Source organism: Celeribacter halophilus, assembly GCF_900114135.1.
Classification (GTDB): Bacteria; Pseudomonadota; Alphaproteobacteria; order Rhodobacterales; family Rhodobacteraceae; genus Celeribacter; species Celeribacter halophilus.
This window is the reverse complement of the sequence record NZ_FORY01000004.1, coordinates 147,321-161,710: the sequence shown is the minus strand read 5'-3', so window position 1 is coordinate 161,710 and position 14,390 is coordinate 147,321. Positions and strand designations below refer to the sequence as shown.

Annotated in this window: 9 protein-coding genes; 5 read left to right on the top strand and 4 right to left on the bottom strand. The window is 59.3% G+C overall.

Annotated elements, in window-relative coordinates:
- The first annotated feature begins 872 nt into the window (after positions 1–872).
- From BM152_RS05370 to BM152_RS05350, 5 genes are all read left to right on the top strand, one after another.
- Positions 873–2,321, top strand: a complete 1,449-nt coding sequence (locus BM152_RS05370) for an aminotransferase-like domain-containing protein (protein ID WP_066602046.1) — start codon at positions 873–875, stop codon at positions 2,319–2,321.
- A 142-nt stretch (positions 2,322–2,463) separates the two neighbouring features.
- Positions 2,464–3,204: a sulfite exporter TauE/SafE family protein gene (locus BM152_RS05365; RefSeq protein WP_066602040.1), complete on the top strand. Its 741-nt coding sequence runs from the start codon at positions 2,464–2,466 to the stop codon at positions 3,202–3,204.
- A gap of 227 nt (positions 3,205–3,431) precedes the next feature.
- Positions 3,432–3,989, top strand: coding sequence for a helix-turn-helix domain-containing protein (locus tag BM152_RS05360; protein WP_066602037.1), 558 nt, complete (start codon positions 3,432–3,434; stop codon positions 3,987–3,989).
- A gap of 9 nt (positions 3,990–3,998) precedes the next feature.
- Positions 3,999–6,437, top strand: coding sequence for a GcvT family protein (locus BM152_RS05355; RefSeq protein WP_066602034.1), 2,439 nt, complete (start codon positions 3,999–4,001; stop codon positions 6,435–6,437).
- A gap of 18 nt (positions 6,438–6,455) precedes the next feature.
- Positions 6,456–8,900 (top strand): GcvT family protein, encoded by a 2,445-nt coding sequence (locus BM152_RS05350; RefSeq protein WP_066602032.1) that lies wholly within the window; start codon positions 6,456–6,458, stop codon positions 8,898–8,900.
- 38 nt (positions 8,901–8,938) lie between these two features.
- Here BM152_RS05350 and BM152_RS05345 read toward each other — a convergent pair whose 3' ends face one another.
- The 4 genes from BM152_RS05345 to BM152_RS05330 are packed head-to-tail and all read right to left on the bottom strand — an operon-like array spanning position 8,939 to position 14,381.
- Positions 8,939–11,218: a glycoside hydrolase family 2 protein gene (locus BM152_RS05345; protein WP_074914016.1), complete on the bottom strand. Its 2,280-nt coding sequence runs from the start codon at positions 11,216–11,218 to the stop codon at positions 8,939–8,941.
- A gap of 1 nt (position 11,219) precedes the next feature.
- Positions 11,220–12,368, bottom strand: coding sequence for a galactonate dehydratase (dgoD, locus tag BM152_RS05340; RefSeq protein WP_066602030.1), 1,149 nt, complete (start codon positions 12,366–12,368; stop codon positions 11,220–11,222).
- 19 nt (positions 12,369–12,387) lie between these two features.
- Positions 12,388–13,323 (bottom strand): Gfo/Idh/MocA family protein, encoded by a 936-nt coding sequence (locus BM152_RS05335; protein WP_066602023.1) that lies wholly within the window; start codon positions 13,321–13,323, stop codon positions 12,388–12,390.
- Complete coding sequence (locus BM152_RS05330; RefSeq protein WP_066602022.1) at positions 13,320–14,381, bottom strand: ABC transporter ATP-binding protein; 1,062 nt, start codon at positions 14,379–14,381, stop codon at positions 13,320–13,322. Before BM152_RS05330 ends, BM152_RS05335 begins: the two co-directional genes overlap by 4 nt.
- Between the last annotated feature and the right edge of the window lie 9 nt (positions 14,382–14,390).

Here is a 14,390-nt window from a genome sequence, read left to right as displayed (position 1 = left end):
GGGTCGGACATCTCTTTCGTGTCCGGTTTTTGTAAGCGGTTAAATCCGGTTCCGCGTGTCGGCGATTGTGCGACATGTCTGATCAAGATCGGATGTGCGGTCCTTCTTCTGGGGCAGGTGATACCCGGTTTTGGCGCGCACCTCTGAGCAATTCCTTTCGAGGCGGGCAGATATACAGGTCAAACTCATTACAAAACCTAAGGGGCGCGGGATCGAAACGGTCAATTCAGCCATGCGTTCGTTCAGGAAATCAGAACGGAAAAACCTGTAAATCTGAACGCCTGATCGAAAGGGCTTCTCCTGAAATTCGTGAATTTTCTTTTTATTCTCATGTCTTAGATACCTGCGCTTGGGGGTTGCATCCAATTTGCCGCAAATTTCCCTGCCCAGAAATCAAGCGTTTCGAAAATGCCCGACACATGTCCGACCAAAGTCCGACATGTGTCCGACCGATATTTTCGGTTCTTGTTGCGGGGTGTGACGGTCGGAACAGGGGAGGCATTCCGACCGTCACGAGGCGCACCGACCCGACCGCAGAGACGGCGCGGTCAAGGGGTTCGGTGATGTGCAAATGCCCGTTGAGGCTGGCAGCTGGCATCGTTTGTGCGAATGGAGTGTTCGAGCTTTGACGGGGCATGTGATCATTCTTTGTGCATTGGCGTCTCGGTCCCCTGCCTGACTGCCAGTGGCCCACACAGAGCCAGTTTTAGAGTTTGAATTGGGCCAGTTTGCCGACTGAGAGCCAAACGTCTTGCATCGGGCGGAAAATGATCGCAGCCTTAGCGCCACACAGATGCGCCGCCTCACTGCACCCAATGTCACAGGGTCAAACCCGTGCAAGCGAGGCTGCCCGCACTCCAACCTATTTACCGATGAGGCCCGCCATTCATTCGCTGCCTATTTCCATTGATCGCGCCAGCAAGGAACCGATCCAGAGCCAGCTGCGCCGGGGCATCATCACGGCCATTGGCACAGGTCAGTTGGCACCGGGCCAGAAGATGCTTTCGACACGGCTTTTGGCCGACCAGTTGGGCATTGCGCGCAACACGGTTTCGGCGGTGTTCGAGGAGCTTATGGCGCGTGGTTATCTGGAGGCACGCCCCCGTCGCGGTTACTTCGTCAGCGACAGCAAGCCGCCGGTCACGGACCGGGTGGATTCGGCGGTCACGCTCGATTGGGAAAGCCGTCTGAACCATCATCCTTCGCGCTTGAACCATATTCGCAAGTCATTGAATTGGCATGATTATAAATACCCGTTTATCTATGGGCAGGTAGATCCCGGACTGTTCCCTTTGAACGCATGGCGGACCTCTTCTCGTGACATGTTGGGACGAGCCTCCGTGGACTGGTGGGGAGCGGATCGCGCGGTGGATGACGACCCTATGTTGATCGAGCAGATCCAGACACAGGTTCTACCGGATCGCGGTATCTATGCCCGTCCTGAAGAGGTGATGATCACCTTGGGCGCACAGGAGGGTTTATACCTCATTTCGCAACTGCTTTCGGGGGCCGGAAAACGGGTGGGATGCGAGATGCCGGGCTATCCGGATTCACGGTTTATCTTCGATCTTTCAGGGGCGGAAATTGTGCCTTTGGACCTCGATACAGAGGGGGCGTTGATCCCCTCGAATGCGGGGTTGGATCTGGCGGTTTTGACCCCCGGTGCGCATTGCCCGTCCATGACCGTGATGTCGGATTCCCGCCGGAACGAGACCCTCGCGCTGGCCGCAAGAGAGGATTTTCTGATCGTCGAGGACGACTATGAGGGGGATATTTCCTTCGCCAAAGACCTTGCCTTAAAATCGCGCGATAAAGAGGGCCGCGTGCTATATTTGGGCACTTTGTCTAAAGTTTTGGCACCCGGTGTACGGCTCGGTTACATCGTGGCACCGGCACCGGTTATCCGCGAAGCACGGTGGTTGCGCCGACTGATTCACCGCTCGGCGCCGCTCAACAACCAACGCGCCGCCGCCATTTTTCTGGCCGAGGGACATTACCGCAATCTGGTCCGTAAATTGCGCAGCACCTATCAGGCGCGCTGGGAAACGGTGATGGAGCATCTCCCCGACCTGATGCCCGGTTTCCGCGCCCCCGACCCCTGCCATCCCGGCCGAAGCGTCTGGCTGGAATGCCCCGAGGGGGTGGACGCACATCAGCTTTTGCAGGAAGCGATGGCGCAGGGCATCCTGTTCGAAAGCGGCGACCCCTTCGTGGATCCGAGCCAGAGCGGACGTTTTTTCCGACTGGGCTTGTCTGTCATCGAAACGCATACGATTGTGCCCGGAATGCGCAAACTCGGAGAAATCGCCGCGCGTCTGTAGACGTCTGCGAACGAGAGGCGTTAAGAGGATAGGGCCGCACGGTTCGTTCCGTTGGCTGGCCCAATGGATATACCCTTTCTGGCCCGATCCTGATTTGGGCCTTCGCGCTAAAGAAGGACGATTCGCATATGGAGCGCCGCGCATGACCGTTATGATAGTTCTCTTTGTTGGTATTGCTGTTCTGTTTTCCTCTTTTATTCGTGGCATTGCGGGGTTCGGGTTCGCGATTGTTGCCGTGCCGGTCATGTCGCTGGTTCTGCCGCCGCTGCAAGCTGTTACTCTCGCCGTTCTGGCGCAGTTGATCGTGGGCTTTCATGATGTCTATGCGTTGCGCCAAGACATTCACAAACCATCTGTGCTGCGGCTGGCGATTGGCTCTCTGATCGGAACGCCCATCGGAATCTATGCGCTGGCGGTTCTGTCGCCGGATGCCGCACGCGTGCTGATCTCCGTGGCGGTCATGCTTGGACTTTTGCTTTTGCTGCGCTACAAACCCGCCGAGCCGCGCCCGAGCGGACATCTCGCGGCGGTGACAGGTGTTGCTTCGGGTGTGTTCTCCGGCTTGGCCGCCATGCCCGGACCGCCCGCTGTGGCCTACTATCTCGGAGTAGGGATGCCCGCAAAAGAAACCCGCGCCTCTTTGCTGATCTTCTTTTTCTTTTCATCCCTGATTGCCACGCCAGGGTTGGCCTTGGCAGGAGCGATTGATCTGCACATGCTGGTGCTTGTGGTCGTGTCTGTGCCGGGGCTGATCTTCGGAACGTGGCTGGGCACAGAGGCGTTCAAGCGGCTTGGTTCGGATCAATACCGCAAAATCGCAATCGGTGTGATGGCCGTGGCGGCAGTGCTTTCCGGCTGGCGCGGGTTGTCTGCCTACCTCTGAGCGAGACCTCAATTTTGAATTGAAACGGCCTTGGCACATGTTGTTGAGGCCGTTTGCGTGTTTTCTGTGCGCATTTTGCCCTGTGTTTTGCTCAAAAAATATTCACCTATGGGTTTTCGTGAAATTTTGTTAAGAATTTTCATGACTGTTTGTGAAAATTTAGAGATAAATTTCATGACGCAGAGAGGTGCTGATTCACCCCTTGCCCGCCAGAAGATGAGAGCCCCATGCCTAACACTCCCGACCTCGGCCAAGATATTCGCGCTTTGCGCACGGCCCGCAAAATGACCTTGGAAACCCTTGCGCAGAAGTTGGGGAAGTCCTTGGGTTGGGTGTCGCAAGTGGAACGCAACCTCTCGACCCCGACGATGGATGATCTGCGCGACATTGCGCGGGTGTTCGATGTGCCGCTGTCCTTGTTTTTCGGCACCGCCCCTGCGCCGGAAAAAGAGCGGGGCCGGATCGTGCGGGCATCGGCCCGTCGCCATATCGGCGCACATGAGACCGGATTGGTGGAAACCCTGATCTCGCCGGACCTGACCGATGATTTCGAGGTGATCCATTCCACCTTTCAACCGGGTGCCGCGCGTGAAGAAGTCATCACGCGTCCGACCACCGAAGTCGCCTATATGATCTCCGGCATGCTGGAGCTCTGGATCGACGGTGAAAAGTTCACAGTCTCCGCTGGAGACAGTTTCCGCATTCGTGGCGACAGCTACCGCTGGGCCAATCCCTATGACACTCCGGCCATTGCGGTCTGGGTCATTTCTCCCCCTGTATACTGAGGTCTCCCCATGTCTCTTCCCTCTACAGCTCGTGTCGTCATTATCGGTGGCGGTGTTATCGGTGTCTCCACGCTCTACCATCTCGCGAAAGCGGGCTGGTCCGACTGTGTTTTGTTGGAGAAAAACGAACTGACCGCAGGCTCCACATGGCATGCGGCGGGCAACTGTCCGAACTTTGCAGCGAATTACAGCGTGATGAATATGCAGCGTTACGGTCTGGCGCTGTATCGCGATCTGGCCGATGAGGTGGACTACCCGATCAACTACCATCTGACCGGCGCGGTGCGGCTGGCCCATAGCCATGACCGGATGATGGAGTTCGAGCGGGTCAAAGGCATGGCGGCGCATATGGGACTTGAGATGGATATGTGCACGCCGGAGGAATTGCAGGCGCATTTCCCCTTCATGGAGACCCATGATCTCGAAGGCGGGCTTTGGGATCCGCTCGATGGTGACATTGACCCGTCGCAGGTGACGCAGGCACTGGCCAAAGGCGCACGCGCTCTTGGGGCGACGATTGCACGGTTCACACCGGCCACGGGCGTATCCCGCGACAACGGGGAATGGGTGGTTCACACGGAGAAAGGCGATATTCGCTGTGACTATGTGGTGAACTGCGCGGGGTATTATGCCGCGCGGGTGGGAGAATGGTTCCTGCCACATGGCGGGCGCGAGGTGCCGCTCACGGTCATGAGCCACCAGTATTTCCTTACTGAAGCCATCCCAGAGATCAAAGCATGGACGGAAGAGAACGGGCGCAAAGTGCCGATGCTGCGCGATGTGGATTCGTCCTATTACCTGCGTCAGGACACCTATAGTCTCAACCTCGGCCCCTATGAACGCAACTGTCAGGTCGGCTGGGCCTCGGGGCAGGAAATGCCCGAAGATTTCAGCTTCCAGCTTTATCCCGACGATCTGGACCGCCTTGAATGGTATATTATGGATGCGATGGAACGGGTGCCGCTTTTGGGCACGCAAGGCGTCCAGCGCAACATCAACGGCCCGATCCCCTATGCGCCGGACGGCCTGCCGATGGTGGGGCCGATGCCGGGTGTGCCCAATGCTTTCGAGGGCCACAGCTTCACCTTCGGCATTGCCCAAGGTGGCGGTGCGGGCAAGGTTCTGTCGGAGTGGATCATGCACGGGCAAACCGAGTGGGATATGTGGTCCATTGATCCGCGCCGGTTCACAGATCACGCCGATCACGATTTCAGCATGAAAAAGGCTATGGAAACCTATGGTCATGAATATGCCATGCATTTCCCCCATCACGAATGGCCCGCCGCGCGGGACAAGAAACTCTCCCCGAACCATGAGCGCCTGATTGCGGACGGGGCGCAGATGGGGGCCTATAACGGCTGGGAACGCGCCAACTGGTTCGCCAAAGATGGTGACGACACCTCTGAGGAGGCCACCCATACATGGAACCGCACCGGCCCGTGGACGCCGCGTGTCCGTGAAGAGGTCGAAGCGGTACGCGATGGCGTTGGCGTGATCGACATGTGCGGCTTTTCGCGGTTCACCCTGTCGGGCGAAGGTGCGGCCGAGTGGCTGCGCGGACGGATCACGGGGGCGCTGCCGAAGATTGGCCGGATGAACCTGATCTATTTTGCCACGCCGACGGGGCGGGTTCTGACGGAAATGTCCTGCATGCGTCATGACGAGGAAAATTTCACCCTGATGACCGCCGCTCTGGCGCAATGGCATGACTTCGAGATCCTGTCGCGGAATTTGACGGACGGGCTGCACCTGAGCGATCACACCAAGGCCGTGACGGTCATGCTCGTGAGCGGTCCGAAATCCCGCGATCTGTTTGCGCAGCTTTCGGATGCGGACCTGTCCCTTGGCTGGCTCACCCATCAGTCGGCGCTGATCGCGGGCAAATCCGTCACGCTCGCACGGGTGTCCTTTGTCGGCGAACTGGGCTGGGAGGTCCATTGCGCCACCGAAGACGCGGCGGAGGTTTACAAAGCCATCCGCATGGCCGGTGCAGCGCCCTTTGGCATGTATGCGCTCAATTCGATGCGGATCGAAAAGGGGTATCTGACGTGGAAAGGCGATCTGTCCACGGATTACAGCCTTCTGGAAACCGGACTAGATCGCTTCGTCAAACTCGACAAGCCGCAGGACTTCGCCGGCAAGGCCGCGTTGCAAGCGCAGGCGCAGGCCGGTGTCTCCAAACGCCTTGTCACCCTGACCGTCGAGACCGCAGAGCAGGACGCGCCCTATATGGCCGCCGTGTTCAAGGACGGCCAGCGCGTGGGGGAGGTGACCTCCTCGGCCTATGGCTACCGCGTCGAGAAGGCCATCGCTTTGGCCATGCTGGATATAGAGGCAACGGCAGCGGGCACGGAGCTTGAGATCGAAGTCTACGGCAGGCGTCTGAAAGCCGTGGTTGAAGCCAATGCGACCCTGTGGGACGCGGAAAACGCGCGTCTGCGTGCTTGATCTGAAAGGACTATGACAATGGCAATGCCTCCAAAACACGCGCGTGTCGTGATCGTCGGCGGTGGGGTGATCGGCTGTTCGGTCGCCTATCACCTGACCAAATTGGGCTGGACCGATGTGGTTCTTCTGGAACGAAAACAGCTCACCTCGGGCACAACATGGCATGCGGCGGGGCTGATCGCCCAGTTGCGTGCCACGAAGAATATGACCAAGCTCGCCAAATATTCGCAGGAGCTTTACGGCACGCTCGAAGACGAAACAGGCGTGGCCACAGGGTTCCGGCGCAACGGGTCGATCACAATGGCGCTGTCGCAAGAGCGCCGCGAGGAAATCCTGCGTCAGGCGTCTATGGCCCGCGCTTTCGGGGTCGAGGTCGAGGAAATCGGACCTGACGATGTGCTGGCACGCTATCCCCATGTGAATGTCGAAGACATGACCGCCGCCGTCTATCTCGACAAGGACGGGCAGGGCGATCCGGCCAATATCGCGCTGGCACTGGCGCGCGGGGCCAAGGATCGCGGCGCAGTCGTTCTGGAGCGCACAAAGGTCACAGGGTTCGAAAAGCAAGACCGCCGGATCACAGCTGTGAACTGGGAAAGTGCCGAGGGCGAAGGCCGCATCACCTGTGACCATGTGGTGAACTGCGCTGGTATGTGGGGCCATGAGGTCGGGCGCCAGATGGGCGTCAACGTGCCGCTTCATGCCTGTGAACATTTCTACATCGTCACGGATACGGTGCCGGAGCTGACACAGCTTCCGACCCTGCGTGTGCCAGAGGAATGTGCCTATTACAAAGAAGACGCTGGCAAAATCCTGTTGGGCGCTTTTGAGCCTATGGCGAAACCTTGGGCGATGAAAGGCATTCCCGAAGATTTCGAATTTGACCAGCTTCCCGAAGATTTCGACCATTTCGAGCCGATCCTTGAGGCGGCGGTGAACCGGTTACCGCTTTTGGCCGAGACGGGAATACACACGTTTTTCAACGGGCCGGAGAGCTTTACGCCGGACGATTCCTATCACTTGGGTCTTGCGCCCGAGATGGACAATGTCTGGGTTGCAGCGGGGTTCAACTCCATCGGCATCCAGTCAGCGGGCGGGGCGGGTATGGCGCTGGCCGCGTGGATGGACACGGGGTCGAAGCCTTTCGATCTAGGGGATGTGGACATTTCCCGCATGCAGCCGTTTCAAGGCAACAAGACCTATCTCTTCGAACGCTCCAAAGAGACCTTGGGCCTGTTGTTCGCCGACCATTTCCCCTACCGCCAGAAAGCCACCGCACGGGGCATCCGCCGCTCGCCGCTGCATGAGGCGCTCAAGTCCGAAGGGGCTGTCTTTGGCGAATTTGCAGGATGGGAACGCGCCAACTGGTTTGCCGATGCGGGGCAGAAGGCCGAATACGAGTATTCGTGGAAACGCCAGAACTGGTTTGACAATGCCGCCCGCGAACATCAGGCCATCCGCGAGAATGTCGGGATTTACGATATGTCGTCCTTTGGCAAGCTGCGGGTTGAGGGGCGCGATGCGGAGGCCTTTCTGAACTATGTGTCCGCCTCGAACCTGTCTGTGCCCGTGGGCAAAATCGTCTATAGCCAGTTTCTCAACACCAAAGGCGGGATCGAGGCGGATGTGACCATCACGCGCCTGTCGGAGACCGCCTATCTCATCGTTACCCCTGCGGCGACGTGCCTGGCCGACCAGACATGGCTGCGGCGTCATCAAGGGGATTTCAACGTTACCATCACAGACATGACCGCCGCAGAAGCGGTGATCTGTGTCATGGGGCCCAATGCGCGTGCGCTTCTGGAGCGGGTTTCCCCGAATGATTTCTCCAACGCGACCAACCCCTTTGGCACCTGTCAGGAGATCGAGATCGGCATGGGCCTCGCGCGTGCCCATCGTGTGACCTATGTGGGCGAGCTTGGCTGGGAAATCTATGTGTCCACTGATATGGCCGCGCATGTGTTCGAAGTGCTGCACGAGGCGGGGCGAGACATGGATGCCAAACTCTGCGGCCTGCATATGATGGACAGTTGCCGCATCGAAAAGGGCTTTCGCCATTTCGGCCATGACATCACCTCGGAGGATCATATTCTGGAGGCAGGGCTGGGCTTTGCCATCAAGAAAACCGATGTGGATTATATCGGGCGGTCTGCGGTGGAGCAAAAGCGCGAAGAGGGGCTCAGGATGCGGATGGTGCAATTCCTGCTCACTGATCCCGAGCCGCTACTCTATCATGCCGAGCCCTTGCTGCGTGATGGTGAAATCGTCAGCTATCTGACCTCCGGCGCTTACGGGCATACGCTCGGCGGGGCCATGGGGCTGGGCTATGTGCCCTGTGAAGGGGAAAGCGCCGCGGAGCTTCTGGCCTCCAGCTATGAGGTCGAAGTGGCCGGACAGCGCGTGGCGGCGCGTGCTTCTCTGAAGCCGTTTTATGACCCGAAGTCGGAACGCGTCAAATTTTGACGCGGGGGCACGAATAGGGAGAACTGGCCCGCCTCCCGTCATGAGAGGGGAGGCGGGGCTTTGTCGGTTGTGTCCAATCCTCGCGATGGACTAACCTGCCTCAACGCACCGAATTTACGCGCTTCGATCAGGGTTTTCTCCCGATGATCCCGCAGCGTTGCCGTGAGCCGCACCGTGCCGCGCTCTCCCGTGAGGCGGAGCCAGCATCCGGTGGTCCCGCCTTGCAAGACGGGGCAGTTCGGACCGATAAGCGTCGCGGGGCCCTCGACCTCCAGAAACACAGGCTCGTTCAGAAAGTGGAGCTTGTTGCCCGCCTGATCCAGCGCACGGATCATCACGCGGATGTCGTCGCTTGGGTCGGCCTCGGCCTCTTGGACATCGGGCGCCAGTTCCAGCCGGTCCAGCACGGCGTCGGCGGGGAAGAAACGCTTCACCACCATCTTCCCGTTCAGGAAACCGCGCAAATGTCCCGCGTGCCAGCTTTCGCCCCAGTCGCCCAACTCGTCTTCGGTGAAATGGCGATGGTCGATGATGACCGGCGGGTGAGGCAAATGCGGGAAACGCTCACGGTCCGGCCCGACGCGTTTCGTGACATTGGCATAGGACAGTTCCACCTCGTCGCAATTGGTCAGCACGATCAGCGGAAGCACCCCGCCGATATTGCGCTCCCCACGCGCCCAGACGGTGACGGGCTCCATAAGGATTTCGTCCTCGGGATCGCGCTGGCTGGCATAGGCATAGGCGGCGAATTTCGGTTCACGGAAGATCGTCATGACACCGTGGTGGCAGATCCGGTCTCCGGCGCCGAAATCCTTGTGCGTGTTATAGTCGAACATACACCACCCTATACAGCCCGCCAGACCGGTGGCCGGATCATGAGCGGCGTTGAGCACTTCGAGATGGCGAATGACATGCTCGTGCTGGCGATGTTCGGGATCACCCGCCTTGGTCGGAAACATATGGCCGTTATATTCGGTGACCAGATAGGGCACACGTTCCGGCAGGCCCGTGACCTCCTGTTGATCGCGCAACGCGGTGCGCGGGCGGTTGGAGAACGGCATCTCGAAATCGCCCAAGATGAAATCGTTCATCGTGTAGACATCTTCAAGCAATGTGCTGTCGGGGATGCAGCGCACACCGCCGGTCTGGCGCGTTGGGTCGAGATCGCGGGCGAGGGCATTGGTGCGCGTATAGAACGCATCCTCATCGGGGCTTTCATTGATCCGCACCCCCCAAATGATGATAGAGGGGTGGTTCCAGTCGCGCCGGATCATGCGCTCGACATCGAGCAGGGATTCATCTTGCCACACGGGGCCGCCGATATGCTGCCAGCCCGGGATTTCCTCAAAGACCATCAGGCCGATCTCGTCGCAGCGGTCGAGGAAATAGGGGCTTTGCGGATAGTGCGACGTGCGCACGATGTTGCAGCCCAGATCAAAGCGCAGAATTTCTGCATCCCGTTGCTGGCTGCGTTTGCCTTGCGCATAGCCGGAATAGGGAAAGCTCTGGTGCCGGTTGAGGCCGCGCAGGATCACCCGTTCGCCGTTGAGAAAGAACCCTTCCGGCGTGAACTGTGCTTCGCGAAAACCGAAGCGTTGTGTGATCTGGTCCCCGCTGTCGGGCAGGGTGAGCGTTAGCGTGTAAAGCGCAGGCGTCTGCGTGGACCAAAGCGTGATGTCTGTCAGGCCCTTAAAGCGGATATCCCCCTCGCCGGTGCTATGCGCGATCTCGCGGCCTTGGGCATCGGTGATCTGTGCTTCGACCGGCCCCGCCTCACTGGTCGCGACTTTGGCAATCACGGTCTTGGTTGCGGCCAGCACATCAGGCGTTTCGATTTTGACCGAGGTGATGTGGCGCGCAGGCAGGACTTCCAACCAGACATCGCGGTAAATGCCGGCATAGGTGAGATAGTCGATCCGGCCACCAAAGGGCGGGATCTCGGGATTTTCCGCACCGTCAACGCGCAGGGTGACGAGGAGTTTCCCGTCCACAAATGCGTCACTCAGATCGACGGTAAAGGGCGTGTAGCCGTCGCGGTGGTGGCAGGTCTCGACCCCGTTGAGCCAGACCGTCGCATCGGCCATAGCAGCATCGAACCGCAGGCGGACGCATTTGCCCTCCCATGCCGGAGACCACCGGATTTCGCGCTGATAGGTGAAGGGCTTCTGATAGGCGCGTTCGTCGAAATAGCTCATCGGCAGATCTACCGCGTTGTGGGGCAGGGTGACACTTTCGCCTGCCATTGGCGCGTTGATATGGGCGGGATCGAAACCGGCGGCAAAGGTCCAGCCGGTATTCAGGGATGTAATCTCTCTCATGTTACCACTCCGCAAAGCTGCCATCGGCGTGACGCCAGACCGGATTGCGCCAGCGGTGACCTTCGGCGGCGGCTTGCCGGACTTTGGCTTCGTTCACCTCGATGCCCAATCCCGGCCCTTGCGGGATCGCCACGAAACCGTCCTTGTATTCGAAGACGGAAGGATCAATCAGGTAGTCGAGCAGGTCGGAACCCTGATTGTAATGGATGCCCAGAGATTGTTCCTGAATAAAGGCATTGTAGCAGACCGCATCCAGTTGCAGGTTGGCTGCGAGGGCAATCGGCCCCAAGGGACAATGCAGCGCCAGCGCGACGTCATGGGCTTCGGCCATGGCCGCAATGCGGTAGGTCTCTGTGATGCCGCCCGAATGGCTCGGGTCGGGCTGGATGATGTCGACATAGCCGCCTTGCAACACGGATTTGAAATCCCAACGACTGTAGAGCCGCTCGCCCAAGGCGATGGGCGCGGCACAATGGTTGGCAATCTCGCGCAGGGCTTCGGCATGTTCGCTGAGCACCGGTTCTTCAATGAACATCAGATTGAATGGCGCGAGTTCTTTGGCCAGTTGTTTCGCCATCGGGCGGTGCACACGGCCATGAAAATCAACGCCGATGCCGAAATCCGGTCCCATCTCGTCGCGAATGGCCTGCACACGTTCCAGAACCGCGTCGATCTTGGCATGGCTGTCGATGAACTGAAGCTCCTCCGTGCCGTTCATCTTGACCGCCGAAAAGCCGCGATCCCCACAGTCGCGGGCCATGCGTGCGGTGTCGCCGGGGCGATCGCCTCCGATCCAGCTATAGACCCGAATCCGGTCGCGTTGTTGACCGCCCAAAAGCGCGTGGACCGGCACACCAAGGGCTTTGCCTTTGATGTCCCAAAGCGCCTGATCAATGCCTGCGATGGCGGACATATGGATGCCGCCACCGCGATAGAACCCGCCGCGATACATCACCGTCCAGTGGTCCTGAATATGGCCGGGATCCTTACCGATCAGAAGATCCGACAGTTCCTCGACACAGGCCGCAACCGTTGCTGCACGTCCCTCCAGAACAGGTTCGCCCCAGCCGGAAATGCCCTCGTCTGTGGAGATTTTCACAAAACACCAGCGCGGGGGCACGATGAAGGTCTCAATTGCGGTGATTTTCATAGTCTATCCTCGGAAAAACTTATTGGGCCGCTTCGGTGTCAAACGGCGCGACAGTGTTGAAACGGGCGGTCATGAAAGCATCGGCCACAAGGCGTAGCGGCGCGAGGTCGAGATCGCTTTGCCCTTGTGCCACCAGATCACGCATGCGGGCATAGAGGCGGGCGTATTCGTGGTTGTTGCCGCGGCATATCTGCGCGCCGTTGACCGAAAACTCCGCGCCGCCCTTGTCAAGCTGCGCCAGATCGCCCTCGTCGGTTTCAATCGTGATACGCCAAAGCTCGTCACCGGTTTCGCGCCAGTCGAACTGCGCTGTGACGGGGGTGTCGCCTGCGCACAGTGTCAGATCTGCAGCAATCGGTGTCTGGCGTCCTTCGGGAATGTTCAGTGTTGCGGATTTGAGATGGACAGGATCGTGCAGAAGCCGCGTCAGGATCGACAGGGCGTTGATGCCCGGATCAAAAACGCCAAGCCCGCCGGGTTGCCAGATCCACTCCTGACCCGGATGCCATTTGCGCACGTCCTCACGCCACGCAATCGCGATGCGCGTGGCTTTGCGCTCCAAAAGCCACGCGCGCGCGGGCTCGACAGCAGCGGCTTCGCGTGAATGCCATGTGGCAAAGATCGTGCACTCGGCTTGCGCCGCAGTCTCGCGCAAGGTTTCGATTTCGCTCAAACTCATGGCGGGCGGCTTTTCGAGCATCAAGTGACGGCCTGCGTGCAGCACCTCCATCCCCTGTTCGAACCGCCCCTGCGGCGGGGTGCAAAGGGACACGATGTCGAGCTCTGGATGTGCCGCGAGCATTTCGGTCAAACCGTGGTGGCTTGGCGCATCGGGCAGGGTGGCGTTGCGGCTGGCGATGGCGGCAAGATGCACGCCTTCGGTCGCAGCAATGGCCGGAAGATGCTGGGCCTTGGCAATGGCACCAAGCCCCACAAGACCGATTGCAAGGCTCATCCGCGCACCCTTGCGCCGTTGTCAGCACGGAACAGGTAGAGCGAGGCGGGATCGAAATTCAGCCCCACCGTGCCGCCGCCGGAGGTTTCGAGGCGCTGGTCGGTCTCCACCACAACGCGCTCGCCGGTGGAGGCGCTCAGATGAGCATAGCTGACGCCACCGAGGTTCTCGGCCATCTGGATGCTGAATGGTCCTTCGGTTCCGCTCAACTCAAGGGCATTGGGGCGAATACCGATCTCAAGCGCCGTGCCTTCTGGCGGCAAGGTCACCGGACTGTCGAATTTCTGCCCCAAGGCGGGAATGTCGAGTTTTCCGCCGGAGACAGTTGCAGCGAGGAAATTCATCGAGGGCGAGCCGATGAACCCCGCAACAAAACGGTTGTCAGGATCGTCATACAGGTCCATCGGACGACCGACCTGCTCGATATAGCCTGCGCGCAGCACCACGATCTTGTCGGCCATTGTCATGGCTTCGACCTGATCATGGGTGACGTAGATCATCGTCGCGCCGATCTCGCGGTGCAGTCGGGCAATCTCGGCCCGCATCTCAACACGCAGTTCCGCATCAAGATTGGAAAGTGGTTCGTCGAACAGAAACACCTCCGGCCCGCGCGTGATGGCGCGCCCGATGGCCACACGTTGCCGTTGTCCGCCTGACAGAGCCGCAGGTTTGCGGTTCAGCAGCGGTTCAAGTTTGAGAATTTGCGCAGCCTCTTTGACTTTAGCAGCGATGTCTTCCTTGGGATGACCGTTCATTTTCAGGCCAAAGCCCATGTTTTCGGCCACGGTCATATGCGGGTAGAGCGCATAGGTCTGGAACACCATCGCAATGCCGCGTTCTGCGGGTTCGACATGTGTCACGTCCTGCCCGCCGATGCGGATGGAGCCGCCGGAGGTCTCTTCCAGCCCCGCGATCATCCGCAAAAGCGTGGACTTGCCGCAGCCGGACGGGCCGACAAACACGCAGAATTCCCCCGGTTCGACCACAAGGTCGACTCCGTGGATCACTTTCACATCGCCATATTTCTTGACGATCTTCTCTAAGGTCACTCCGCTCACAAGGTCTCC

What these genes read in the sequence shown, in the direction of transcription:
- BM152_RS05370 (WP_066602046.1), top strand. Translation starts at nt 873, where the DNA reads ATGAGGCCCGCCATTCATTCGCTGCCTATTTCCATTGATCGCGCCAGC.
- BM152_RS05365 (WP_066602040.1), top strand. Translation starts at nt 2,464, where the DNA reads ATGACCGTTATGATAGTTCTCTTTGTTGGTATTGCTGTTCTGTTTTCC.
- BM152_RS05360 (WP_066602037.1), top strand. Translation starts at nt 3,432, where the DNA reads ATGCCTAACACTCCCGACCTCGGCCAAGATATTCGCGCTTTGCGCACG.
- BM152_RS05355 (WP_066602034.1), top strand. Translation starts at nt 3,999, where the DNA reads ATGTCTCTTCCCTCTACAGCTCGTGTCGTCATTATCGGTGGCGGTGTT.
- BM152_RS05350 (WP_066602032.1), top strand. Translation starts at nt 6,456, where the DNA reads ATGGCAATGCCTCCAAAACACGCGCGTGTCGTGATCGTCGGCGGTGGG.
- BM152_RS05345 (WP_074914016.1), bottom strand. Translation starts at nt 11,218, where the DNA reads ATGAGAGAGATTACATCCCTGAATACCGGCTGGACCTTTGCCGCCGGT.
- dgoD (WP_066602030.1), bottom strand. Translation starts at nt 12,368, where the DNA reads ATGAAAATCACCGCAATTGAGACCTTCATCGTGCCCCCGCGCTGGTGT.
- BM152_RS05335 (WP_066602023.1), bottom strand. Translation starts at nt 13,323, where the DNA reads ATGAGCCTTGCAATCGGTCTTGTGGGGCTTGGTGCCATTGCCAAGGCC.